This is a genomic window from Neoroseomonas lacus (genome assembly GCF_014644535.1).
GTDB lineage: Bacteria > Pseudomonadota > Alphaproteobacteria > Acetobacterales > Acetobacteraceae > Neoroseomonas > Neoroseomonas lacus.
Map to the genome: position 1 here is coordinate 300,137 of NZ_BMKW01000003.1, position 22,636 is coordinate 322,772.

The 22,636-nt window shown below is 69.3% G+C and carries 22 protein-coding genes; 11 read left to right on the forward strand and 11 right to left on the reverse strand.

The window, feature by feature from the left end; all coding sequences use genetic code 11:
• Positions 1 to 47: 47 nt before the first annotated feature.
• Positions 48 to 230, reverse strand: coding sequence for a hypothetical protein (locus IEY36_RS07890; RefSeq protein ID WP_188966467.1), 183 nt, complete (start codon positions 228 to 230; stop codon positions 48 to 50).
• A 491-nt stretch (positions 231 to 721) separates the two neighbouring features.
• Between IEY36_RS07890 and IEY36_RS07895 the strand changes: the two genes are divergently transcribed.
• Positions 722 to 2,659, forward strand: coding sequence for a BTAD domain-containing putative transcriptional regulator (locus IEY36_RS07895; RefSeq protein ID WP_188966469.1), 1,938 nt, complete (start codon positions 722 to 724; stop codon positions 2,657 to 2,659).
• 50 nt (positions 2,660 to 2,709) lie between these two features.
• On the opposite strand, the gene IEY36_RS07900 is transcribed toward IEY36_RS07895, so the two are convergent.
• The 6 genes from IEY36_RS07900 to IEY36_RS07925 are packed head-to-tail and all read right to left on the reverse strand — an operon-like array spanning position 2,710 to position 8,211.
• Positions 2,710 to 3,186: an MOSC domain-containing protein gene (locus IEY36_RS07900; RefSeq protein ID WP_188966470.1), complete on the reverse strand. Its 477-nt coding sequence runs from the start codon at positions 3,184 to 3,186 to the stop codon at positions 2,710 to 2,712.
• Positions 3,183 to 4,022, reverse strand: coding sequence for an alpha/beta hydrolase (locus IEY36_RS07905; protein ID WP_188966473.1), 840 nt, complete (start codon positions 4,020 to 4,022; stop codon positions 3,183 to 3,185). Before IEY36_RS07905 ends, IEY36_RS07900 begins: the two co-directional genes overlap by 4 nt.
• Entirely contained in the window at positions 4,019 to 4,990 is a 972-nt protein-coding gene (locus IEY36_RS07910; RefSeq protein ID WP_188966475.1) for a D-2-hydroxyacid dehydrogenase family protein, read from the reverse strand. Before IEY36_RS07910 ends, IEY36_RS07905 begins: the two co-directional genes overlap by 4 nt.
• A 26-nt stretch (positions 4,991 to 5,016) precedes the next feature.
• Entirely contained in the window at positions 5,017 to 6,858 is a 1,842-nt protein-coding gene (locus tag IEY36_RS07915; RefSeq protein WP_188966477.1) for a heavy metal translocating P-type ATPase, read from the reverse strand.
• Positions 6,858 to 7,304, reverse strand: coding sequence for an acyl-CoA thioesterase (locus tag IEY36_RS07920; RefSeq protein WP_188966479.1), 447 nt, complete (start codon positions 7,302 to 7,304; stop codon positions 6,858 to 6,860). Before IEY36_RS07920 ends, IEY36_RS07915 begins: the two co-directional genes overlap by 1 nt.
• Before the next feature lies 1 nt (position 7,305).
• On the reverse strand, positions 7,306 to 8,211 hold the full coding sequence (locus tag IEY36_RS07925) for an ABC transporter substrate-binding protein (RefSeq protein WP_188966481.1): 906 nt from the start codon (positions 8,209 to 8,211) through the stop codon (positions 7,306 to 7,308).
• 283 nt (positions 8,212 to 8,494) lie between these two features.
• Here IEY36_RS07925 and minC point away from each other — a divergent pair, with 283 nt between their 5' ends.
• The 3 genes from minC to minE all read left to right on the forward strand — a co-directional run bounded on the left by minC (position 8,495) and on the right by minE (position 10,449).
• Positions 8,495 to 9,205 (forward strand): septum site-determining protein MinC, encoded by a 711-nt coding sequence (minC, locus tag IEY36_RS07930; RefSeq protein WP_229681204.1) that lies wholly within the window; start codon positions 8,495 to 8,497, stop codon positions 9,203 to 9,205.
• A 135-nt stretch (positions 9,206 to 9,340) separates the two neighbouring features.
• A complete protein-coding gene (minD, locus tag IEY36_RS07935) occupies positions 9,341 to 10,159 on the forward strand; it encodes a septum site-determining protein MinD (protein ID WP_188966485.1) in 819 nt (272 codons plus the stop codon).
• Complete coding sequence (gene minE / locus IEY36_RS07940) at positions 10,159 to 10,449, forward strand: cell division topological specificity factor MinE (protein ID WP_188966486.1); 291 nt, start codon at positions 10,159 to 10,161, stop codon at positions 10,447 to 10,449. The genes minD and minE overlap by 1 nt, the downstream gene beginning before the upstream one ends.
• A gap of 20 nt (positions 10,450 to 10,469) precedes the next feature.
• Here minE and IEY36_RS07945 read toward each other — a convergent pair whose 3' ends face one another.
• Positions 10,470 to 11,378 carry an ABC transporter substrate-binding protein gene (locus IEY36_RS07945; RefSeq protein ID WP_188966488.1) on the reverse strand — a complete coding sequence of 303 codons (909 nt, stop codon included), beginning with the start codon at positions 11,376 to 11,378 and terminating at the stop codon, positions 10,470 to 10,472.
• A gap of 73 nt (positions 11,379 to 11,451) precedes the next feature.
• Here IEY36_RS07945 and IEY36_RS07950 point away from each other — a divergent pair, with 73 nt between their 5' ends.
• Positions 11,452 to 12,420 carry a Bug family tripartite tricarboxylate transporter substrate binding protein gene (locus tag IEY36_RS07950; RefSeq protein ID WP_188966490.1) on the forward strand — a complete coding sequence of 323 codons (969 nt, stop codon included), beginning with the start codon at positions 11,452 to 11,454 and terminating at the stop codon, positions 12,418 to 12,420.
• Positions 12,421 to 12,428: 8 nt separating this feature from the next.
• Here IEY36_RS07950 and IEY36_RS07955 read toward each other — a convergent pair whose 3' ends face one another.
• Positions 12,429 to 13,868 carry a phospholipase D family protein gene (locus IEY36_RS07955; protein WP_188966492.1) on the reverse strand — a complete coding sequence of 480 codons (1,440 nt, stop codon included), beginning with the start codon at positions 13,866 to 13,868 and terminating at the stop codon, positions 12,429 to 12,431.
• A gap of 13 nt (positions 13,869 to 13,881) precedes the next feature.
• Positions 13,882 to 14,724, reverse strand: a complete 843-nt coding sequence (locus tag IEY36_RS07960; RefSeq protein ID WP_188966494.1) for an endonuclease/exonuclease/phosphatase family protein — start codon at positions 14,722 to 14,724, stop codon at positions 13,882 to 13,884.
• Positions 14,725 to 14,837: 113 nt separating this feature from the next.
• Here IEY36_RS07960 and IEY36_RS07965 point away from each other — a divergent pair, with 113 nt between their 5' ends.
• Genes IEY36_RS07965 through IEY36_RS07990 form a run of 6 tightly spaced genes read left to right on the forward strand, consistent with a single transcriptional unit; the run spans position 14,838 to position 20,978 of the window.
• The gene (locus tag IEY36_RS07965) at positions 14,838 to 16,445 is read left to right on the forward strand and encodes a gamma-glutamyltransferase family protein (protein ID WP_188966496.1); all 1,608 of its coding nucleotides are present in this window, start codon (positions 14,838 to 14,840) and stop codon (positions 16,443 to 16,445) included.
• A gap of 47 nt (positions 16,446 to 16,492) precedes the next feature.
• Complete coding sequence (locus tag IEY36_RS07970; RefSeq protein ID WP_188966498.1) at positions 16,493 to 17,410, forward strand: ABC transporter permease; 918 nt, start codon at positions 16,493 to 16,495, stop codon at positions 17,408 to 17,410.
• Positions 17,407 to 18,273: an ABC transporter permease gene (locus tag IEY36_RS07975; RefSeq protein WP_188966500.1), complete on the forward strand. Its 867-nt coding sequence runs from the start codon at positions 17,407 to 17,409 to the stop codon at positions 18,271 to 18,273. The genes IEY36_RS07970 and IEY36_RS07975 overlap by 4 nt, the downstream gene beginning before the upstream one ends.
• Positions 18,270 to 19,247, forward strand: a complete 978-nt coding sequence (locus IEY36_RS07980) for an ABC transporter ATP-binding protein (RefSeq protein WP_188966502.1) — start codon at positions 18,270 to 18,272, stop codon at positions 19,245 to 19,247. The genes IEY36_RS07975 and IEY36_RS07980 overlap by 4 nt, the downstream gene beginning before the upstream one ends.
• Positions 19,244 to 20,224 carry an ABC transporter ATP-binding protein gene (locus IEY36_RS07985; protein WP_188966505.1) on the forward strand — a complete coding sequence of 327 codons (981 nt, stop codon included), beginning with the start codon at positions 19,244 to 19,246 and terminating at the stop codon, positions 20,222 to 20,224. The genes IEY36_RS07980 and IEY36_RS07985 overlap by 4 nt, the downstream gene beginning before the upstream one ends.
• Entirely contained in the window at positions 20,217 to 20,978 is a 762-nt protein-coding gene (locus IEY36_RS07990) for a glycosyltransferase (RefSeq protein ID WP_188966506.1), read from the forward strand. Before IEY36_RS07985 ends, IEY36_RS07990 begins: the two co-directional genes overlap by 8 nt.
• Positions 20,979 to 21,011: 33 nt before the next feature.
• On the opposite strand, the gene IEY36_RS07995 is transcribed toward IEY36_RS07990, so the two are convergent.
• Positions 21,012 to 22,559 carry an ABC transporter substrate-binding protein gene (locus IEY36_RS07995; RefSeq protein WP_188966507.1) on the reverse strand — a complete coding sequence of 516 codons (1,548 nt, stop codon included), beginning with the start codon at positions 22,557 to 22,559 and terminating at the stop codon, positions 21,012 to 21,014.
• Between the last annotated feature and the right edge of the window lie 77 nt (positions 22,560 to 22,636).

The window sequence follows — 22,636 nt, forward strand, 5'->3', positions numbered from 1 at the left end:
TGGTCAGGGGCGGGGGCTCCGGCGACGGGAGCCCCCTGCTCCGGGTGTCAGACGCGGCGCATGCCGGCGCCGATGCGCACGGTGCCCTTGTCGGCGACGGAGGCCTTCGGGGTGCGCATGCCGGCGCCGATGCGGACCGCGCCCGTGTCGGCGACGGAAGCCTTCGGGGTGCGCATGCCAGCGCCGATGCGGACCTTGCCAGAGTCGATAATCTTGGAAGTGGTCGCCATGATGAGATCTCCAGGTTCTGTTGAGCCTGTCCGGCGTGCCCAGACCTCATCAACTTGGCGTTGATTAACTGCAACTTCAAGTAAACATTCCTACTTGTCAGGTTTTTTCTTCTATGTAGACTTATGGAATAGGAATGTGATCAGCAGTTCTTTGCAATCTCTTGTTCAAAGACCTTGACCATGAACCAGATGAACGGGAATTTCATGCGCTACTAACGTGGTTCACGCGTAATTAACGCAGTGCGGTACAACCGTTTGGCTATCCACCTGCATGCCGTATCGCTGATCTGGATGGCGCCATTGCGCGCCTCTGATCCCGCCTCAGAGCCAGTGCAGCGATTTCCCATGGCCCATCTGTCCGCCGAAAATCGATGACGGCGGTTGGTGAATGGCCGTCACCGCGTTAAGACTGCGTGATCATGTCAGATTTCGCCGTCCAGCCCGGCAAGGACAGCAGACCTTCGAGCCCGCCTGACCTGTCGGACGTTCCGATGGCTGCGGCCCCCGTGATCAAGCTCCGCATCACCATGTTGGGGCGGATGGATGTGCGCGCTGTCACAGGCGAGCCATTGCTGCCCCGTTCGCGCAAGACGCGAGCGGTCCTCGCTATACTCGCCCTCGAGGCACCGAATCTGGTGTCCCGCCAGCGGCTGGCCGACCTGCTCTGGAGTCGACGGGGGGAGGAACAGGCCCGCGGTTCCCTGCGCCAGGCCCTGCATGAATTGCAGGAAGCGCTCGGCACCGACGGACGCAGCCTGATTATCGCCACGCGCGAGACGGTCGCCCTCGACGATGTCGGGGTGTGGACCGACGCACGGGCGCTGCCCGCCCTTGCCCGCGACCGGGTCGAGGCGCTGAACCTGCTGCAGACCGAGCTGTTGTCGGACCTCGACGGTCTCGACGCCGCCTTCGACACCTGGCTCGCCGACCAGCGCCGCCGTCTGCGCGACATCGCCCTGGAGGCCGCGACCGCCCGCCTGACGGCCGCCACCACCGCCGAGGCGCGGGCGCAGGAGAGCCGCCGGGTGCTCGCCATCGACCCGGCGCAGGAGCCGATCTGGCGGATCATGATCCGCGCCGAAGCCGAACGCGGCGACCGCGGCGCGGCCTTCGCCGCCTGGGAGGAATGCCGACGCGTCTTTGCCGAACGCTTCCGAAGCGCGCCATCGCCGGAAACCGCCGCCCTGGCCGAGTCGCTGCGCGGCGAAGTCGCCGTCCAGGCTCCGCAACCGGTCCGCCGCACCACCCTGCGCGGCGCCCGGCTGGGCGTGCTGCCCTTCAAGATGCTCGGCGACGGTGCCGACCCCGAGGTCTCGCTCGGCCTCGCTGGGGAAATCACTGCGGCGCTGGCGCGGTTCCGCTGGCTGGTGCTGGTCGATTCGGCCTCCCTGGCGGCGGTGGAGCGGCAAGAACGGCCCGAAGGTGCGCTCGACCTGGACTTCTCGCTCTCCGGCACGGTGCAGCGCGCCGGCGAACGGGTGCGGGTGACGCTTCGCCTGACCGACCATCGCCCGCCCGAGGCCGTGGTCTGGGCCGAACGCTTCGACCGCGACGCCGGCGACCTGCTGGTCCTGCAGGACGAGATCGCCGCCGAGGTCGTCGCCCGTGTCGACCCCGAGATCCTGCTGATCGAGGCCAATCGCGCCGCGTCCCGCCACTCGGTGATGTCCACCGCCTATGACCTGCTGCTGCGGGCCATTCCGGCGATCTACCGGCTCGACCGCGAAGCCTACATGCGGGCCGGCGCCCTGCTGGCCGAGGCGACCAAACTCGAACCTGACTACGCCCCGGCCTTCGCCTGGCATGCCTATTGGCACCTGTTCCTGGTCGGCCAGGGCTGGGCGCCGGCCGGCATGGACGTCCTCGAGAAGAGCGAGGAACTCGCCTCGCGGGCGGTCGCGCTCGACCCGTCGGACGCGCAGGCGCTGACCATCCTCGCCCATGTCCGCGCCTTCCTGCACCATCGGGTCGATGAGGCGGTGACGCTGTATGAGCGCGCCCTGCAGTTGAACCCGAACCTGCCGATGGCCTGGGTCTTCTCCGCCCTGGCGCTCTCCTATCGTGGCGACCAGGAGGAGGCGATGCGGCGGTGGGATCGCTACAAGCGCCTCGCGCCGCTCCACCCGCATGCCTTCTTCTTCGATTCGGCGCGGCTGGTGCCGCTGCTGATGTTGCGCCGCCATGAGGAGGTCGACGCCGTCGCCCGCCAGGTGACGGCGCTGCATACGGGCTTCACCTTCCCCTACAAGCTGTGGCTTTCGGCGCTGGGCCATCTCGGTCGCCACGAGGATGCCGCCAAGGTCAGCGCCCGCCTGCTGACCATGGAAGCCGACTTCAACCTCGCCAAGGCCCGCGCGCGGTCGCCCCTGAAGCGCCCCGACGATCTCGCCCATTACCTCGCCGGGCTGCGCAAGGCGGGGCTGTCATAGTCGTTGCCGGACGTGGAGACGCGCCGGATGGCGCGCTTCAAAACTGTCCCTCAGGCGGGGCGGATGCTGTCCCCCGGCCGGATCGTCCCGCCCTTCACGATCAGGCAGTTCAACCCGCTGCGATGGATCAGCGGCTTGAACACCTTCTTGCCCAGCAGGTCCTCGAGATACTGGCACGGCACGTTCAGCCGCCCGCCCAGCAGCACAACCTCGCCGACGCGAAACTCCCGCCCGACCAGATGGTTCAGCGGCACGCCGCCGGTCGTCAGGTTGCGCCGCGTCTCATGGGGCGGCAACGCGATGCCATGGTCCCGCGCCAGCGCATCGAGCGCCTCCATCTCGATCAGCGTCACCTGCCGGTCGGGATGCGGCTTGTGGCTGTAGGTGCCGCGCTCGGTGGCGTAACGGTCGCCCTCGATGCCCACACCCTCGACCAGCCTTGCGGCATCCAACTCCACCATCGGCGCCGAGGCCTCCGGCGCGATATGGATCGCCAGCAGTACGCCGGCGAAATCATAGCCGCTCATCGCAGTAGCTCCGCCGCCGCCCGCGTCAGCGCGCCATCCACGTTCCATAGCGATTCCAGCATGCGGAAATGGTCAGCCCCGGGGATCGGGATGAGCGGCCCGGGCGCCTGCGCCTCGGCGCGGATGCGATGGAACACGCGCGACTGCCGCCGCAATTCCGGCAATTCCGCCCCGCCATAGGTCACGGCGATCGGCTTCTGAACCACCGGCCGGCGGATCGGCGACAAATCGGCGATCTCCTGGTCGGTCAGCCGCAGCTTCTCATCCAGATAGGTATCGCGGATCGGCGCCAGTTCGAACACGCCCGACATCGCCACGGCCGCCGTCACCGACGGATGTTCCGCCGCCAGCGCCGCGAGATGCCCGCCCGCCGACCAGCCCGACACCACCACCGGCCCGGCGATGCCATGCGCCGGGCCGTTCGCGGCGAGCCAGTCCAGCGCCCGGCTGATCTGCCAGGTGATGCCGGTCAGCGAGGCCTCCGGCGCCAGGGTGTAGCCGGGCAGCGCCGCCGACCAGCCCATCGCCTTGGCCCCCTGGGCGAGGATGGCGAAATCCTCCCGCCGGTTGCGCTGCCAATACCCGCCATGGATGAACACCAGGCACGGCGCGGCCGGATCGGCGCCGGGGAACAGGTCCCACCGCTCGCGCTCCGCCTCGCCATAGGGCAGGTCGAGATGCCCTATATGCGCCGCGCGGAACTCGGCCGAGAGTGCATTGCGCGCGGAGACCTGCTGCGCGCTGTCGGCCACCATGTCGGTGTTGTTGTAGGCATCGTCGCGTTGCTTCTGCGACCAAGACGCCCAGCCCTCGGCCAGCGCATACGGCGTGCTCATGCCTTGATCACCCGCACCGGCGCGCCGGCATTGAAGGCGAGCACCGCCTCGATTGTGCCCTCGTAATACGCTCGGTAATTCTGCTGCGTGACGTAGCCCAGATGCGGCGTCAGCATGGTGTTCGGCGCCGACAGCATCGGGTGCCCCGGCGGCAGCGGCTCGGTGTCGTACACATCGATGCCCGCTCCGGCGATGGTGCCCGCCTTCAGCGCGGCGATTAGTGCATCCTGGTCGATCAGCGGCCCGCGGCTGGTGTTCACGATGAAGGCGGTCGGCTTCATCTGCGCGAGGTCGGCTGCGCCGATGATGCCGCGCGACCGGTCCGACAGGATCAGGTGCAACGTCACCACATCGGCGGTCGCCAGCAGCGTCGCCTTGTCCACGCGCGTCACCCCCACCTCGGCGGCGCGTTCCTCGGTCAGGTTGGTGCTCCAGGCGATCACCTTCATGCCCAGCGCGAGCCCGACCTTCGCCGCCCGCGCCCCCAACTTGCCGAGCCCGACGACGCCGAGCGTGCGCCCCTCCGTCCCCCAGCCCACCGAGGTCTGCCACCCGCCCGCGCGCAGCGAGGCCTGCTGCGCCGGCAGGTCGCGCATCAGGTTCAGGATCAGCCCCCAGGTGATGTCCGTGGTTGGGTCGCCGAAGGACGGCGTGCCGCAGAAGACAATGCCCTTCTCGGCACAGGCCGCCGCGTCGATCGACCGGTTGCGCGCCGCCGTGGTGATCAGCAGGCGAAGGTTCGGCAGGCGCTCGATCAGCGCGCGCGGGAACGGGGTGCGTTCGCGCATCGCCAGGATGGCGTCGAAGGGCGCGAGACGCTGCACGAGCGCCGCCGGCTCCGAGATGGTGTCCCGAAACACCGTGACCTCGACGCCGGCCAGCGTCTCCCATGGCGCCATGGACATCGCCACGCCCTGGTAATCGTCAAGAATGGCGAGCCGCTTGATCGGCGCTTGGGTCTGGCTCATCGGAACGTCTCCTGGTTTCTGCCGAACTAGATCGCCCCGTCCGCATCCTCGCGCAAGGCGCGCAGCGCGTTCAGGATGACCGCGACGTCGATCGCCTCCTGCAGCAGCGCGCCCTGCACCGGCGTCAGATACCCCGCCGCCGCCGCCGCCATCCCCAGCGCCGACAGGCCGATGCCGACGGCGACACTCTGCCGCGCGATGTGCAAGGTGCGCCGCGCGATGCGCATCGCCCGCGCCAGCAGGTCGAGCCGGTCCACAAGCACCACCGCGTCGGCGGCCTCGCTGCTCGCCGCCGCCCCGCGCGCGCCCATGGCAATGCCGATGGCCGCGGCGGCAAGTGCCGGCGCGTCATTCACCCCATCGCCGATCATCATCACCGGCCCGGCCCGGCCCTCGGCCCGCACCACCGCGACCTTGCCCTCGGGCGTGCAGCAGGCCACCACGCCATCGAGCGCGAGGGCGCGCCCAACCGCCTGCGCCGGCGCCTCGGCATCGCCCGACAGCAACACCACCCGCCTGATCCCGGCGCGTCGCATGTCGGCGAGCATGGCTGGCGCGTCGGGCCGGATCGGGTCCTCGAACACCAGCACGCCGCCCGCTGCGCCATCGACGCCGATGAATACCAGCGCCGCGCCGGCCGGCTGGTCCGCCGGCGCGGCTGGTGTCGGCCCGCCCACCGCCGCGGCGACGAAGCCGGCACTACCGATCGCCACCTGGTGGTCATCGACCAGGCCGGCGATGCCTTCGCCAGGCGCCTCCTGCATCGCGATGGGCGTGGACAGCGACAGGCCGCGCGCCGTCGCCGCCTCGACCAGCGCCTGCGCCAGCACATGCCCGGATGCCTGGTCGAGGGAGGCAGCGAGGCGCAGCAATTCCTCCTCCGCGATGTCACCCGCCGGCAGGATCGCCGCGAGCCGCGCATGCCCGACGGTCAGCGTGCCGGTCTTGTCGAGCAGCAGCACGCGGGCGCGCGCCATCGTCTCCAGTGCACCGCCGCTTTTCACCAGCACGCCGGCGCCCGCCGCGCGCGACAGCCCGGCGATGATCGCCACCGGCACGGCGAGAATGAGCGGGCAGGGCGTCGCCACCACCAGCACCGCGAGACCGCGCACCGCATCGCCCGTCGCGACCCACGCGCCACCGGCGAGCAGCACCGTGAAGCCGAGGAACCACACCGACCAGCGATCGGCCATCCGTGCCATCGGCGCCTTGCTCGCCTGCGCGCCCTCCACCAGGCGGACGATGCCGGCATAGGTGCTCTCGGCCGCCAGGCGCGTGGCGACGAGGTCGAAGGCCTCGCCGGCATTGACGCTGCCCGACAGCACCGCCTCGCCCCGTGCGATGCGCTGTGGCAGCGGCTCGCCTGTCAGCGCCGAGACATCCAGCACGGCCGCGATGGCATCGACATCGCCATCGACCGGCACCACCGCGCCGCGCGCGACCAGCAGCCGGTCGCCCGGCGCGATGGCGTCGAGCGGCACTTCCTCAAGCCCCCGCGCGCCATGCCGCATCGCGCTGCGCGGCACGCGGGCCAGCAGCGCCGTCATCTCCCGCCGCGCGCGCTGGCGGGCCCGGGCTTCGAGGAACTCGCCCCCCGCATACATCAGCGCGACGACGGCGGCGGCCAGCGCCTCGCCCAGCAGCAGCGCGCCACCCATCGACAGGGCGGCGATCAGGTCGAGGCCGAATTCGCCGCGCCGGAAGCCGTGCCACAAATCCCGCAACAACGCCGCGAGCACCGGCAGCGTGCCGATGCCGAAGATCCACGCCGCCGCGCCGTGGCCGAGCAGCGCCGGCAGCAGCCCCGCCGCCAGCCCCGCCGCGGCGATCCCGAGCAGCAGGACGCGGCGCGAGGCCTCGTCGCCCATCACGCCGGGCCGGGCAGCGTGATCCCGGCCAGCGCGCGGCGCAGCAGGTCGGGCAGCGGCGTGGTCTGCTTCTGCGTCGCCCGGTCCACATAGACATGGACGAAATGCCCCTCGGCGCTCGCCGCGTCCTCATCGTTGCGGAAGATGGCGATCTCGTAGCGCACCGAGGTATTGCCGGCGCGCCCGCAGCGCAGCCCGGCGGTGATGGTGTCGGGGAAGGAGATCGGCGCGAAATATCGGCACTGGGTCTCCACCACCAGGCCGATCACCGGCGCGGTCGGGATATGTAGGAAGCCGCAATCGATCAGGAAGCGCGCCACCACCGTGTCGAACCACGAATAGTAGGTGACGTTGTTGATGTGGCCATAGACGTCGTTGTCCATCCAGCGCGTCGGGATCGGCAGGAAGAAGCGGTAGTCGGCGCGGGTGCCGCGGGGTGCCGCCATCTCAGCCCCCCAGCGCGCGGGTGACGATGGCTTCGTCCACGCAGACCTCGAAGGCGGGCGCGCCCGTCAGGATGCCGGCCGTGCTCATCGCCCCGCGCAGTTGCTCGAAGGCCGCGCGCGGGAAATGCGGCGTCGGCGCCCACAGCGCGAGGCCCTGGTAGCGCGCCAGCGCCGTGGTCAGCGCGGCGTGCGGCAGATCCTCGAACAAGGGCGCGATGGTCGCCGCGATCTCGCCCGGCGGCGCCTGCGCGATCCAGGCGAGGGAGGCGGCCATGGCGCGGATCATCGCCTCGAATTCGGCGCTGCGCTCGGCAATGCGCGCCTCGGTCGCATAGAAGGCGGTGTAGGCCGACAGCCCGCGATCCGCCGCGCGATGCCACACCGCGGCCCCCTGCGCCTCGGCCAGCGCCGCATGCGGTTCGAAGGCCTGCGCGACATCGAGGCTGCCATCGAGCACCGCCGCGATGTTCTCCGCCATGCTGCGCCCGATGACGCGGTTCAGCGCCTCGGGGTCGATGCCGGCCTGGCGCAGATCATCCTGCAGGCACCACCAGGGCGTAGGCACTTCGCTCACCGAACCGAAGCGCAGCGCTGGCAGATCGGCGAGCGTGAACCCCGGCCGCGACCCGCGCCCGATCAGCAGGAAGGGGTCCTTCATCACGACCGCGCAGAAGGACCGCAAGGGGCAGGACGGGTCGCGGTCGCGCAGCATCATCGGTCGCATCGGCCCCGACCAGGCGATATCCGCCACGCCCGAGAGCAGGTTCTCCGCCGCTTTGGTCGGGTCCCCGGCGGTGGCGCGGCGCACTTCCACGCCCTCGGCGGCGAACAGCCCGCGCGCTTCGGCGACGTAGAAGGGCGCGTAGAACACGGCGCGGAAGGGTTCGGCGAGGATGATGGGGTGCAAGGTGGGCCTCCACGAGAGACCCATATCCTGCGAGATGTGCCCCCCGCTCGCCAGCCCTGCCGATTCGCCCCTGGTGTCGGCTGCGAACTTCGCGCCATAAGGCATTGCCCTTACAGGGGTGGCACGCGACACCCTTCGCCGGAACAACCCCAGACGCTATATCTGGTGTCTTCCCGCGCCATCGGACACAATCCGTATGGTGTCGGAGACCAGAATACCCCCTCGGAGACCCATGTCAGCCGCGCCTCGGTCCGAAACATCGCCCCGTCTGGAACCGTTCCGCTTGCGCGGCGCGAACTTCAACCTGCTGGTGTTGCGGTTGCTCGACCCGCGCCCGGAGGCGGTGGTGCCGGCGATCGGCGACCAGTTCCGCCGCGCCCCCGGCTTCCTGCGCTTCGCGCCGATCGTGCTGGGCCTTGGCGACCTTGAGATGCCGGCCAATGAGATCGATTTCGCCGGACTGATCGAAGGGCTCCGCGGCCTCGAGATCGTGCCCATCGGCACCACCGGCGGCACCCCGGAACTGCGCAACGCGGCGATGGCCTTCGGCCTGCCGCCTATCCGCAGCCTCGGCGGCAAGGAGACGGAGGAGGCGGTGCCCGCCGCCGCCCCGGCCGAACCTCTGGCGCCGCCACCGCCACCCCCCCCGGCCCCGGGCACCGCGCGCCCGACCATGATCCATGACCAGCCGGTACGCGCCGGCCAGCGCATCTGGGCGCAGGGCGGCGACCTGATCGTCACCGGTACGGTGAATGCCGGTGGCGAGGTGATCGCGGACGGCAATATCCACGTCTATGGCGCGTTGCGCGGCCGCGCCATCGCCGGCGGCGGCAACAACGCCGAAGCGCGAGTCTTCGCGCAGAATTTCGACCCGGAACTCATCTCCATCGCCGGCTACTACGCGGTGCGGGACGGGCTCCAGGGCGCACCGATCGGCAAGGCCGTGCAGGTGCGGCTGACGGGCGAGCGCATGCGCTTCGACCCGATCGGCTGACGCAGGTGAAGTGACGATGCCGGCACTGGCTCGCCCCTCCATCCTATCATCCCGCCACGATTGGCGCGCAGGGTGGTCGCATGGGGCAGCGGGCCGAGGGGCGCCGGCACAGGATTGAATGAGGAGGCAGGGGACATGGCACAGGTCGTCGTCGTCACATCGGGCAAGGGAGGCGTGGGCAAGACCACATCGTCCGCCGCCTTCGCCACCGGCCTCGCGCAACGGGGCAAGAAAACGGTCGTCATCGACTTCGACGTCGGCCTCCGCAACCTCGACCTCATCATGGGGGTCGAGCGGCGGGTGGTGTTCGACATCGTCAACGTCATCAGCGGCGAGGCGCGGCTCAACCAGGCGCTGATCCGCGACAAGCGGGTCGACACCCTGTCGATCCTGCCGGCCAGCCAGACGCGCGACAAGGACGCGCTGACCAAGGAAGGCGTGCAGAAGATCATCGAGGAACTGGCGAAGGATTTCGACTACATTCTCTGCGACAGCCCGGCCGGCATCGAGAAGGGCGCCTTGCTCGCGCTGTACTTCGCCGACCAGGCGATCGTGGTCACCAACCCGGAAGTCTCTTCGGTGCGTGACAGCGATCGTATCCTCGGCGTCCTCCAGTCGCGCTCCAAGCGCGCCGAGGAAAAGCGTGAGCCGGTCAAGGAACACCTGCTGGTCACCCGCTTCGACCCTGCCCGCGTCGAGCGCGGTGAGATGCTGAAGCTCGAGGACATCCAGGAAATCCTGTCGATCCCGCTGCTCGGCGTGATCCCGGAAAGCGAGAGCGTGCTCAAGGCATCCAACACCGGCACGCCGGTAATCATGGATGCCGAGAGCATGGCCGGCCAGGCCTATACCGACGCCGTCGCCCGCTTCCTCGGCGAGGAGAAGCCGCACCGCTTCATCGAGGCGGAGAAGAAGGGCATCTTCAAGCGCCTGTTCGGGGGGAGGGCTGCGTGATGAGCTGGCTTGATTACTTCCGCGGCCGCCGGCAGGAACAGCCCGCCAGCGCGACCGCCGCCAAGGAACGCCTGCAGATCGTGCTCGCGCATGAACGCATCGGCCGCACGCGGGAGGATTTCCTGCCGAAGCTGCAGCAGGAACTGATCGCCGTGGTCGCGCGCTATGTCGCCATCGACCCGGGCAAGGTGAACGTCAATCTCGATCGCGGCGGCGACATGTCGACGCTGGCGATCGAGATCGAACTGCCCGCACCCGCGGCGATGCGCGTGGCGGCGAACGCCCGCTGATCCAACGGCGGAGGCGGCGCTCAGGCGAGCGCGGCCTCCGTCACCGCTTCCATCACCAACCCCTCATAGCCCGGCGCATGCGTGATGGCGCCGGCCGAGAGCATCGCCGTCTGCAGGCGCAGCAGTGCCTCGGACGGAAAGCGCGGCGTGGTCGTCCACACGCCAAGGTCGCGATACCGTGCCACCGCCTTCGCCGCCGCGCCGTGATCCAATCCATCGAAGAACGGCGCGATCGTCGCCAGGATCTCCGCCACCGGCGCCTTGGCAAACCACGCCAGCGTCACCGCCAGCCCGCGCACCATCGCCTCGAAGGCCGGCCGTTTCGCCGCGATGACATCCGTGCGTCCATAGAACGCGGTGTAGGAGGTCGGCCCGCGGCTCGCCTGCGCGTACCAGACATGGCCGGTGCCGGCGATCTCCATCGCGCTCGCGATCGGCTCGAAGACCTGCGCGACATCGAGCGCGCCGGAAGCGACCGCTGCCGCATTCTCCGCCATGCTCCGGTCCGTCAGCCGCGTCACGCTGTCGGGGTCGAGCCCGGCGCGACGGATATCGTCCTGCAACGTCCACCACGGCGTTGGCACTTCGCTGACCGTGCCGAGCGTCATCGTCGCCAGCTCCGTCAGCCGGAAATCCGGCCGCGGCTGCCGACCGACCAGGAAGAACGGATCGCCCATCACCACCGCGCCGAACAGCCGCAGCGGGCAGGCATGGTCCTTGTCATGTGCCAGCAGCAGCCGCATCGGCCCGCCCCAGGCGAGATCGGCCGTGCCATCCAGCACGCTGTCCTTGGCCAGTGACGGCACGGTGCCCGACAGCAACGTCACCGCCACCCCCTGCGCCGCATAGTCCCCGCGCGCCAGCGCCGCGTAGAAGGGTGCGTAGAACAAGGCACGGAACGGTTCTTGCAAAGTCACATACTCGGTCATGGGCGCTCCGGCTTGCCTGGCGATGAGCGTGGCGCAACCCTGCACGGCCGACAACCACCGGGAGCCTCCGACCATGCCGAACCGCCGCCAGATCCTCGCCCTCGCCGGTGCCGCGCTGGCGTCGCCCGCGCTTGCGCAGGGGACTTACCCCACGCGGCCCATCCGCATGATCATCCCCGTTGGCGTGGGCGGCGTGACCGACATCGTCGGGCGCATCATGTGCGAGGCGCTGACGCCCATCCTCGGCCAGCCGGTGGTGCCGGAAAATGTGGTGGGTGCCGGCAGCACGATCGGCGCCGCCGCCTTCCAGCGCCTGCCCGCCGATGGCTACGCCATCTTCATGGGCACCAACAACCATCCGATCATGAAGGCGCTGCGGCCGGATTTCGCCTTCGACCCGGTGACGGATTTCGTGCCCGTCGCCCTGGTGGGCCGGCAGCCCTTCGTGCTCGCGGTGAATCCCTCGGTGCCGGCGACCGATGTCGCGGGCCTGCTCGCCTGGCTTGGGCAGCAACGCCAGGATGCGAATTTCGGCTCAACCAATCCCGGTGCGACCAACCACCTGGCAGGCGAACTGCTCAAGCAGATCGCCCATGTGGACTACACCATCGTGCCCTACCGCACGGCGGCGCTCGCGGTGCAGGATTTGGTGGCCGGCCGCGTGCAACTCACCATCGACAGCCCGACCATGCTGAACCCGCTGATCGAGGCGGGGCAGGTGAGGGGCCTCGCCGTGTCTTCGCGCGACCGCTCGGTGCTGGTGCCCGGGCTCCCGAGCCTCGCCGAAAGCGGCGTCCCAGATTACGACCTGACGGCCTGGCAGGTGCTGTTCGCCCGGCCCGGTACCCCGGCCTCCGTGCTCGCGCGGCTCGAGGATGCGTCGCGGCGCGCCCTGGCGGATGATGCCGTCATACAACGCCTGCGCCGCGCCGGGGTCGATACCTGGCCCGACAGTTCGGCCGCCGCCGCCGCGCGGCATGTGCGCGAGGAGGTGGCGCGCTGGGCGCCGATCGCCGAGCGCATCCGCCAGACCGGCGGTTGACCGCGTCGCTACAGCCTGGATTCGATGGGCAGCCAGCGCAGCATGCGCGCGAGGACGCGCATCCGCAGCGTGGTGTCCGGCTCGTGGCGCATCGTCACCGGTCTGCCGCCTTCCTCCGCGGTCCAGGACAGGCCGCCCCCCGGTGCGGCACGCACCCGCCAACTGCACGCCGGCGCGATCAGCCGTCCATGTTCGGCGCGAAGCTGCTCGGCGATGCGCGCATCCTCGATGAAGGTGCCCATTTCGGTGTTCAGCGCGACGGATCGCGGGTCGAGGTTGAACGACCCCACAAAGGCCAGCCGCCCGTCGATCGCGAAGGCCTTGGTGTGCAGGCTGGCACCGCGCGACCCGAAGACGCTGCGGCCTTCCTCACCGCTCGGCTTCAATTCATGCAGTTCGACGCCAGCCGCCAGCAGCCTTTCGCGATAGCGCGCATAGCCGCCATGGACCGCCACGACATCCGTCGCGGCGAGGGAATTCGTCACTACGGACACGCGCACGCCGCGCCGGGCCATCGCCTCGATCCGCGCCGCGCCTTCCAAACCTGGCACGAAATAGGGGGAGATGATCAGCGCTTCCCGCTCCGCGCCGTGCAGCGCGTCGTGAATCGCCGGGGCCAGGCATTCGGCCGCCGGCACCGTGCCGGTCGCCTTGCCGGGCGGATCCGCCATCACGCGGATCGCGGCTTCCGGCAGCGCCAGCAGGTCACCCCCCGCCGCCCCGCTCAGCAGCCGCGTCATCAGCGGGGTGGCCGCCAGCCGGTCGAAGAAGGGCCGCGCGGCTGGTGCCGCCCAGGCCGCATCGAGCTGCCGGGCCAGTTTGCGCAGGGCGCGGCGGCGATAGGCGGCGCGGCTGATCCGGCGCAGCGGCCGTGCCAGCTGATGCGACCAGTAGTCTTCGAAGATCCGCTGCATCGCCTGAACCGGCGCCCCGCGCAGCACGAGGTCGAGGTCGCGGAAATTGAAATGCCCGGAGGCGTCGAAATACTCGTCGCCGACATTGCGCCCGCCGGCGATCGCGCAGGCGCCATCAACGATCCACGCCTTGTTGTGCATGCGGTGGTCGAGATGCCAGCCGCCGAACAGCATTTCCAGCACCAGCCCCGGCGGGCCGAAGCTGCGCCAGGCGGTGGCATTGAACAGCCGCACCTGGATGCGCGGATGCGAATCCATCGCCGCCAGCACGCGCTCGCGGCCGATCGCATACATGTCATCGAGCAGCAGCCGCACCGCCACCCCACGGTCGGCGGCCTGGATCACCTCGCGCGCCAGCAGCCGCCCGGTCAGGTCGCCGTGCCAGGCGTAGTATTGCAGGTCGGCCGAGGTGTTGGCGGCGCGCAGCGCGGCGACACGCGCGGCAAAGGCGGTCAGTCCGTCCGTGATCAGCGCGACGCCGGTCGCCGGCACGGGGGCCGGGGCGCCGGTTGTGGCCTGGATCGCGGCGGACACCGCCGGGGCCTGCTCAGGCCGCCGCGGCCATCGCCGCGGGCCGCGCCGCGGCGAGGTCGAGCTGCGCCGTCAGCGGCAGGTGATCCGAGGCGACGCGCGCGAGTGGCGTCTGGTGCGCGGCGAGCCCGCTCAGCAGTCCGTGCGGCCGGCACAGGATACGGTCCAGGCTCAGGATCGGCAGGCGGCTGGGGAAGGTGGGGGGGCCGATATCGACCGGCCCGAAATCACGGTCCAGTGCCCGGAGGGAGGATCGCGGCCCGGGCCGCCATTCATTGAGGTCGCCGAGCAGCAGGGTGGGCGTGTCGTCCGCCTCGGCCAGGCGTTCGAGCAGATGGGCGATCTGCTGGGCACGATGCCGGCGCAGCAGCCCCAGATGGGCAGTGACGACGCGCAGCCGGCCCTTCGGCGTCTCCAATTCGACCAGCACCGCGCCACGCGGCTCGCCGCCAGGCAGGCGCAGGCGGTAGGCCTCGACCATGCGGGCGTCGCGCACCAGCAGCGCATTGCCGTGCCAGCCATGGCCACCGGCCGCCATCGCCAGCGGCACGAGCCGCAGCCCGGTGTCGCGCTCCAGCGGCGCCATGTCGAGCAGGCCTTCCCGCCGGCCGAAGCGGCGATCGGCTTCCTGCAGGGCCAGCACGTCGGCATTGAGTTCGCGGATCACGGCGGCGATCCGGTCCGGCTCGAAGCGGTTATCCGTGCCTACGCATTTGTGGACATTGTAGGTGGCGATGCGCAGCGCGCCGGGCGGCGCCGGGGCCGTCTGGGGCGATGATGGAGGCACGCGCAACAGGCGCCGGATCAGGAGGTCCGACGTGGCCCGGGCACGGTCCACGGTGATTTGCCGACGCGACATTCGACTCGTCCAGGGTTGGCGCCGGCGTCACGCGCGGCGTTAATGGCAATACATGGGCGCGCAGCGTTGCGCGATCCAGCATTGTAACACCCTGACATGGAAGGGGTTGCCCAGTGGCTTACGACGGCATCCGGGCCTATCGCCCGTTGATCATGGGACGCCGCGCCGCGGTGGCCACCAACCACCCCGTCGCGACCGCGGCGGGGATGGACGTCCTGCGTGCCGGCGGCTCGGCGGCGGATGCGGCGGTTGCCGTGTCGATGACGCTCGGCGTGGTGGAACCGCACATGTCCGGCCTCGGCGGCGATGGCTTCTATCACCACTGGTCGGCGAAGACCGGACGGGCGGAGACCTTCGCCGGCACCGGCCAGGCGCCGGCGGCGGCGACCATCGCGCGGTATCGTGTCGAAGGCGGCATCCCGCTCGACGGCCCGCTGTCGATCCAGACGCCGGGCAAGGTGGCGGGCCTCGCCGCGCTGCACGCCGCCCACGGCGCCAAATCCTGGGGCGCGCTATTCGGCCCGGCCGTGGAGGCGGCGCGCGACGGCTTCGCCGCGACCCATGCGCTGCGCCATTTCTGCGGCGAGAACCAACGGCGCATCGGCGCCGATGCCACCAGCCGCGCGATCTTCCTGCCGGATGGCGCACCACTGGCTCTCGGCGCGCTGGTAACGCAGCCGGCGCTGGCCGCGACGCTGCAACGGTTGGCCGCCGAAGGACCGGCGGATTTCTATCACGGCGCCCTGGCGCGCGACATCGCCGCCGACATGGCAACGATCGGCGCCTGGGTCGCCGAGGGCGACCTCGCCGCCGTGCAGCCGCTCTTCGCCCCGCCTGTGGGCATCACCTGGCGCGGCTTCGAGGTGCGGCAGACCCCGGCCCCCTCGATGGGCTTCGCCATGCTGCAGATGCTGCGCATCATCGAGAAGGCCGACCTCGACTCCATGGGCTGGGGCAGCGTCGCGCTTCTGCATCTGATGATCGAAGCGAAGAAGCGTGCCTTCCTCGACCGCGAGGCCGAGGCCGGCCGCGAGACGCCCGACTTCGCAACCCTGCTGTCGGATTCACGCACCGCCGCGCATGTCGCCGCCATTGGCGACCGCGCGGCCAATCTGCCCGTGCGCGAGATGGCCGAAACCGACACCACCTATTTCTGCGTCGTCGATGCCGAAGGCAACGCCGTCTCCGCCATCCAGTCGATCAACGGCCCCTTCGGCTCCGGCTTCACCGGCCCGCGCAGCGGCATCCTGCTGAACAACCGCATGGCCTATTGGCATCTCGACGAGGGCCACGCCAATGCGCTCGCGCCGGGCCGCCGCGTGCGCCACACCATGAACGCGCCGATGGTGATGAAGGATGGCAAGCCCTGGATGATCTTCGGCACGCCGGGGGCGGACAACCAGGTGCAGGTGAATTTCCAGGTGCTGGTCTCCTGCGCGGTCTTCGGCATGGACCCGCAACAGGCGCTGGAGGCCCCGCGCTGGACCTCATCGCAACCGGGCCAGGAATCCAACTACCCGCATGGCGGCGGCGATGTGCTGACCATTGAGCGCGGCTTCGGCGAGGCGACCATCGCCGGCCTGCGCGAGCGCGGCCACCAGGTGAAGGTGGTCGGCGACCTCGAAGGCGCCTGCAGCGTCGAGGCGATCCGCGTGCTGGACAACGGCGTGCGCATGGCCGGGTCCGACCCGCGCCGCGATGGCTGGGCGGCGGCGTGGTGATGCGGGACTTGCGGCAGCGCACAATGCCTGCCTAGGCTCGCGGCGGGATGCTTCGATTTTTTCTCCGCCGCTTCGCGGTCGCGGTGGCCGTCGCGTTGACGGTCCTCACGCTTGCCTTCCTGCTCACGCGGGTGTCGGGCGACCTTGCGATCTCGATCGCCGGGCCGAACGCCACCGCCGAGGATGTCGAGGCGATCCGCATCGCCTACGGCCTGAACCGGCCGCTCTGGGTGCAATATTTCGACTGGCTCGGCCGCGCCGTGCAGGGCGATTTCGGCGAGAGCTACTTCTTCCGCGACCGCGTCTCCAACCTGATCGCCACACGCATGCCGGTGACGCTCACCCTCGGCTTCGTCGGGCTCGCCGTCGCGCTGGTGGTGTCGCTGCCGCTCGGCATTCTCGCCGCCGTGCGCGAAGGGTCCTGGGTGGACCGCCTCGTCGGCCTCGTCGCGATGATCGGCCAGGCGATGCCCTCCTTCTGGCTCGGCCTCGTGCTGATGATCGTCTTCGGCCTGCAACTCGCCTGGCTGCCGATTTCCGGCAATGACGAGTGGCAAGGCTACATCATGCCCGGCGTCGTGCTGGCCTTCTCGGCGATCCCCTCGCTCACGCGCCTGACGCGCTCAGGCATGATCGAGGCGCTGGCCTCGGACTACATCCGCACCGCGCGGGCCAAGGGCCTCACGCGTCTGTCCATCCTGGTCAAGCACGGCTTCCGCAACGCGGCCATTCCGGTGGTCTCGATCGCCGCGGTGCAGCTCGGCTTCATGCTAGGCGGCTCCGTCGTCATCGAGACCATCTTCGCCCTGCACGGCGTCGGCTACCTGGCCTGGGAGAGCATCAGCAAGAACGACTTCCCCGTGGTGCAGGCCGTCGTGCTGGTGCTGGCCATCATCTATATCGGACTAACGCTGCTGGCTGACCTGCTGAACGCCGTGCTCGACCCTCGGCTGCGCACCGCATGAGCGCCGCCGTGATGCCCACCACGCGCGGCGCGAAACTGCTGCGCAACCCCGGCTTCGTCATCGGCGCGACGATCGTCGGCCTCGCCGCCATCATCGCGATCCTGGCGCCCTGGATCGTGCCCTATGATCCCTTCGTCATCGACCTCGACCGGCGGCTGGTGCCGCCGTCCTTCATGGAAGGCGGCGATCCGCGGAACTTCCTCGGCACCGATCAGCTGGGGCGCGACTATTTCTCGCGGCTGATCTACGGCACACGTATATCGATGGTGATCGGGGTGCTCACCGTCATCACCTCGGGGCTGATCGGCATCACCATGGGGGTGCTGGGCGGCTTCTATGGCGGGAAGATCGACGACGCGGTGGTCTTCGCCATCACCACGCGGCTGTCGATCCCGGCGGTGCTGGTCGCCCTGGCCGTCGCGGCGTTGCGCGGGTCGTCGTTCCTGCTCGTGGTGCTGGTGCTCGGCTTCCTGTTGTGGGACCGCTTCGCGGTGGTCGCGCGATCCACCACCATGCAGATCCGCAACCTCGACTACGTCTCCGCCGCCTGGTGCGCCGGTGCGTCGCAATGGTGGGTGCTGTCGCGCGAGGTGCTGCCCAACATCGCCACCCATCTCGCCGTGGTCGCGACGCTGGAGATGGCCCTCGCCATCCTGCTCGAAGCAGCACTCTCCTTCCTCGGCCTCGGCGTGCCGCCGCCGTTGCCCTCCTGGGGGCTGATGATTAGCGAGGCCAAGGAATACATGTTCTTCAGCCCCTGGGTGATCATGATTCCCGGCGCGGCACTGTTCATCCTGGTGCTCGGCGTGAACTTTCTCGGTGACGCGCTGCGCGACATGATGGGGACGGACCTGTCGCGATGACCGCCCTGCTGGAAGTGCGCGACCTGCGCGTGACGATCGGCAGTACGGCCGCCGTGCGCGGCACGTCGATCACGGTGAACAAGGGCGAGACGCATTGCCTCGTCGGCGAATCTGGCTGCGGCAAATCGATCAGCGCCCTGTCGGTCATGGGCCTGCTGCCGCGCGGCTCGAAACGCGAGACCACCACGCTGCGCTTCGCCGGCGAGGAGATCGGCTCCTTCGGCGAAAAACAGATGGAACGCCTGCGCGGCGACCGCATGGCGATGATCTTCCAGGAACCGATGACCAGCCTGAACCCCGCCTATACGGTGGGTTCGCAAATGACCGAGGTGCTGCGCCGCCATCGCGGCACGCCGCGCGCCCAGGCGGTGGATCGCGCGGCGGAGCTGCTGGCGCGCGTCGGCATCACCGCGCCAGGCCTGCGCCTCGGCCAATACCCGCACCAACTTTCGGGCGGCCTCCGACAGCGCGTGATGATCGCCATGGCACTGATGTGCGACCCCGAACTGCTGATCGCCGACGAACCGACCACCGCGCTCGACGTCACCGTGCAGGCGCAAATCCTCCGGCTGCTCGCGACGCTGCAGAAGGAACTCGGCCTCGGCATCCTGCTGATCACCCATGACCTCGGCGTGGTCGCGCGCATCGCCGACCGCGTCTCGGTGATGTATGCCGGCGAGGTCGTCGAAAGCGCGCCGACAGCCGCCCTCTTCGCCGCCCCTGAACACCCCTACACGCGCGGCCTGCTCACCTGCGTGCCGGTGCCGGGCAAGGTGAGGCGCGACGAACCGCTCGGCTCCATCCCCGGCGTCGTGCCGCGCGTCAGCCCCGGCTTCACCGGCTGCGGTTTTCGCGACCGCTGCTCGCAGGCCCATGCCGCCTGCAGCGGTACCATCCCGCGCCAGACCGTCTCGGATGGCCATGAGTTGCTCTGCACCCTGGCTCCCGGCTGGGTCGCGCGGGAAGCCGCATGAGCGACGCCGCCGCCATCGAAGTCCGTGGCCTGCGCCGCGAATTCCGCGTCCGCCAGGGCATGTTCGCCCCGCCCAAGCACGTCATCGCGGTTGATGACGTCTCCTTCGCCGTCCCCGCCGGCAGCGTGCTCGGCGTCGTGGGTGAAAGCGGCTGCGGCAAATCCACCCTGGCGCGGCTGATCCTCGGCCTGCTGGAACCCACCGCCGGCGATGTGCTGGTCGATGGCCAGCGTCTGTCGGGCATGGATCGGCGCGCGCGGGCACGGCTCATCCAGCCGGTGTTCCAGGACCCCTTCGCCTCGCTGAACCCGAAGCGGCGCATCCGCGACATCGTCTCCATGCCGCTGATCGCGCAAGGCAGTTTCGGACGTGCGGAAATCGAACGCCGCGTGGACGAAGCACTCGACCGCGTCGGCCTGTCGCGTGACCAGGGCACGCGCTTCCCCGCGCAATTGTCCGGCGGCCAGCGCCAGCGCGTGGCCATCGCGCGCGCCTTGGTGCTGCGCCCGCGCATCGTGGTGTGCGACGAACCGACAAGCGCGCTTGATGTCAGCGTGCAGGCGCAGATCCTGAACCTGCTCGCTGAACTGCGCCGCGACCTCGGCCTGACCTATTTGTTCATCAGCCACAACCTCGCGGTGGTCGAACACATCGCGAGCGAAGTGGCGGTGATGTATCTCGGCCGCATCGTCGAGCGTACGGAGAGCGAGGCGCTCTTCGCCACGCCGCGCCACCCCTATACGCGCGCGCTGCTGGCCTCGGTGCTGACGCCCGAACCGGGGCTCGGCGTGCCGGATGTCGGGCTTGGGGACATCATGCCGGACCCGGCTAATATCCCGCCAGGCTGCCGCTTTCATCCACGTTGTCCCGTGGCGCTGCCGCGCTGTTCGACCGAGGCGCCCCCGCTTGTCGATGACGCGGTGGGGCTCGTCGAATGCCATCTCGTCGATGTGGAGGCGGCGCCCGCCCATGCCTGATCTCCAGCATGTCGTGCTCACGCGCTTCAATCTGCCGATCAAGGATTTCGCCAAGGACCGCTCGGGCCAGACGACCCTGACAGAGGAATGGCTCGAACACCGTCTCCGCCTGTTCCATGATGTCTGCGTGCCGTCCATGGTTGCGCAGACCTGCCGCCGCTTCCGCTGGTTCCTGCTGATCGATGCCGCCGGCGCCGCATCGCTTCGGTCGCGTCTCGAGCCGATGCTCGGCGGGATCGATGCCGTGATCCTGGAATCTCCCAATTCCTCAGCCTGGCGCGCCGGCTTCCGCAAGGCGTTCTCGCCGATGCCGGATCGGCTGCTGGTCACCCGGCTCGACAATGACGACGCGCTGCACCCGGACTATATGCGCCGCGCCCAGGAGATCCTGATCCCGTATGCCGGGGACCGGCCGGATTTCCTGGACCTGCCGCTGGTGCTGAACTTCAGTCACGGCATGTGCTGGGACGGCGAGCAGTTCCGGCGCATGACCTTTCGTCAGAATGCCTTCGCCACGTGGCTGGTGGACCGTTCGGAGCACGATCCCGCCGGCTTCGCGCCGCTCCCCTTCGATATCAGCCACGTCAAGGTCGGCGAACGCTTCTCGATCATCGATCTGCGCCAGGAGGAACCGATGTGGGTACAGTTCATCCACGATCGGAATGTCAGTAACAAAGCCTGGGGCCAGCCGATCGACGCATTGCCGGTATCGTCGGAGCGGGCCTTCGGCTACCTGCGCGTGACCCCTCCGTAGCGGCGCGCGACAATTGCCGCGCGCCGGCCGGTCCTACTTCCATTTCGCCAGATAGAAGCGCGGCAACTCATCCGCGAAGGTCGGGAATTCGAGCCGCTTCTGGAAAGCGTAGGTGCTGACATAAGTGAACAGCGGCAGCCAATACGCCTGCTCCGTTGTGCGCTTGATCGCGGCGTCGTAGGCGGTCTTGCGGGCCTCCTCGTCGGCGGTCGAACCGCCTTCCTCAAGCAGCCGCGTCACCGCGGCATCGCGCGCGTAATCATCGGCACCGCCACCGAAGTAGTTCGGCAGGATCGCCGAGACGTCGTTGATCGAATACGACCCCCACGAACCCATCTGCATCACCAACTCGCCGCGCTGGGACCGCTGGATCTGCGCGGCCACCTGCATCAGGTTCAGCCGCGCACGAATGCCGACGGCCTGCAGGTAGTTCTGCACCGCTTCCGACCACTGGCGCGGCTGGATGTAGGAGGTGAACTCGATCTCGAAGCCGTTCGGGAAGCCCGCTTCGGCGAGCAGGGCGCGCGCCTTCGCCGGGTCGTAGTCATAGGTCATCGCCGCATCGGCATTGCACCCGAACTGGGACGGGAAGCAGGGGGCGGCCGGCACGCGCGACCCGCCACCGATCAACCGCGTGGCAATCGCATTGCGGTCGATGGCGTGCCACACCGCCTGGCGCGCCTTCAGCTTCGTCATAGGGTTGTCCGCGCCGCTGCGCCCGGCGGCGTCGAGATTAAGGAAGGCCACGCGCATGGATTCCTGCTGCGTCGCCTGGAGGTAGGGTAGGCGGTTCACATTGGCCATCTGGTCCGGATTCATGTTCCAGATCCAGTCGACGCGCTGGCCCAGCAATTCGGTCAACTCGGTTGCCGCATCGCCGATGTAGCGCGCCGTCAGCTTCTGGATCGCCGGCTTCCCCTTCGGCCCACCCTCGTAATAGTCGTCAAAGCGTTCGAATTCGACCCCCGCGGCGACATCGGTCTTGGTGATGCGATACGGCCCGGTGCCGACTGGCGCGCGGGAAAAACCGTCCGGCCCGACGCGCTCGCGATAGGCCTTTGGCCAGATAGGCATGACCATCGCCGCGTATTCCAGCGCCGCCGGGGTCGGCCGCTTCATCGTCAGGCGAACGGTATTGTCGCCCGTCTTCTGCGCGCCCTCGATCCAGCTGTAGTTGGATGGCGTCGCGACGCGCGTCGCCGGGTCGGCGATGGTGTTGATGGTATAGACTACGTCATCGGCGCCGAAGGGGCTGCCGTCATGGAATTTGACGCCGCTGCGCAACGTGAAGTCGAGCGTCTTGGTATCGACCCAGCGCCATTCGGTCGCGAGGGCGGGCACGATGCGGAAGGTCGCCGGATCGCGATGCACCAGCCCGTCAAAGGCCTGGTGGCCGATGATCAACCCGGTGCGCTGGCTGTTGAAATACGGATCGATATTCGGCACCGCGTCGCGAAAGGCGATCCGCAGTGCATTGGCGCTGCGCTGCGCCTCGGCAGGTCGTGCGCCGATCCAAGGCAGGGCCAGACCCCCCGCCGTCGCCGCGATCCCTTGACCCAGCCTGCGTCGTCCGATGGTCATGATACTGTTCTCCCTGCTTGAGGCGGGGAGCCTAAGGACTGGACGGCCTTTGCGGCAAGCCCGGAGGCACGCGCCGC

Excerpts from the sequence above, each read along its gene's own strand:
- IEY36_RS07890 (WP_188966467.1), bottom strand. The coding sequence starts at position 230 with ATGGCGACCACTTCCAAGATTATCGACTCTGGCAAGGTCCGCATCGGC.
- IEY36_RS07895 (WP_188966469.1), top strand. The coding sequence starts at position 722 with ATGGCTGCGGCCCCCGTGATCAAGCTCCGCATCACCATGTTGGGGCGG.
- IEY36_RS07900 (WP_188966470.1), bottom strand. The coding sequence starts at position 3,186 with ATGAGCGGCTATGATTTCGCCGGCGTACTGCTGGCGATCCATATCGCG.
- IEY36_RS07905 (WP_188966473.1), bottom strand. The coding sequence starts at position 4,022 with ATGAGCACGCCGTATGCGCTGGCCGAGGGCTGGGCGTCTTGGTCGCAG.
- IEY36_RS07910 (WP_188966475.1), bottom strand. The coding sequence starts at position 4,990 with ATGAGCCAGACCCAAGCGCCGATCAAGCGGCTCGCCATTCTTGACGAT.
- IEY36_RS07915 (WP_188966477.1), bottom strand. The coding sequence starts at position 6,858 with ATGGGCGACGAGGCCTCGCGCCGCGTCCTGCTGCTCGGGATCGCCGCG.
- IEY36_RS07920 (WP_188966479.1), bottom strand. The coding sequence starts at position 7,304 with ATGGCGGCACCCCGCGGCACCCGCGCCGACTACCGCTTCTTCCTGCCG.
- minD (WP_188966485.1), top strand. The coding sequence starts at position 9,341 with ATGGCACAGGTCGTCGTCGTCACATCGGGCAAGGGAGGCGTGGGCAAG.
- minE (WP_188966486.1), top strand. The coding sequence starts at position 10,159 with ATGAGCTGGCTTGATTACTTCCGCGGCCGCCGGCAGGAACAGCCCGCC.
- IEY36_RS07945 (WP_188966488.1), bottom strand. The coding sequence starts at position 11,378 with ATGACCGAGTATGTGACTTTGCAAGAACCGTTCCGTGCCTTGTTCTAC.
- IEY36_RS07950 (WP_188966490.1), top strand. The coding sequence starts at position 11,452 with ATGCCGAACCGCCGCCAGATCCTCGCCCTCGCCGGTGCCGCGCTGGCG.
- IEY36_RS07960 (WP_188966494.1), bottom strand. The coding sequence starts at position 14,724 with ATGTCGCGTCGGCAAATCACCGTGGACCGTGCCCGGGCCACGTCGGAC.
- IEY36_RS07970 (WP_188966498.1), top strand. The coding sequence starts at position 16,493 with ATGCTTCGATTTTTTCTCCGCCGCTTCGCGGTCGCGGTGGCCGTCGCG.
- IEY36_RS07975 (WP_188966500.1), top strand. The coding sequence starts at position 17,407 with ATGAGCGCCGCCGTGATGCCCACCACGCGCGGCGCGAAACTGCTGCGC.
- IEY36_RS07980 (WP_188966502.1), top strand. The coding sequence starts at position 18,270 with ATGACCGCCCTGCTGGAAGTGCGCGACCTGCGCGTGACGATCGGCAGT.
- IEY36_RS07985 (WP_188966505.1), top strand. The coding sequence starts at position 19,244 with ATGAGCGACGCCGCCGCCATCGAAGTCCGTGGCCTGCGCCGCGAATTC.
- IEY36_RS07990 (WP_188966506.1), top strand. The coding sequence starts at position 20,217 with ATGCCTGATCTCCAGCATGTCGTGCTCACGCGCTTCAATCTGCCGATC.
- IEY36_RS07995 (WP_188966507.1), bottom strand. The coding sequence starts at position 22,559 with ATGACCATCGGACGACGCAGGCTGGGTCAAGGGATCGCGGCGACGGCG.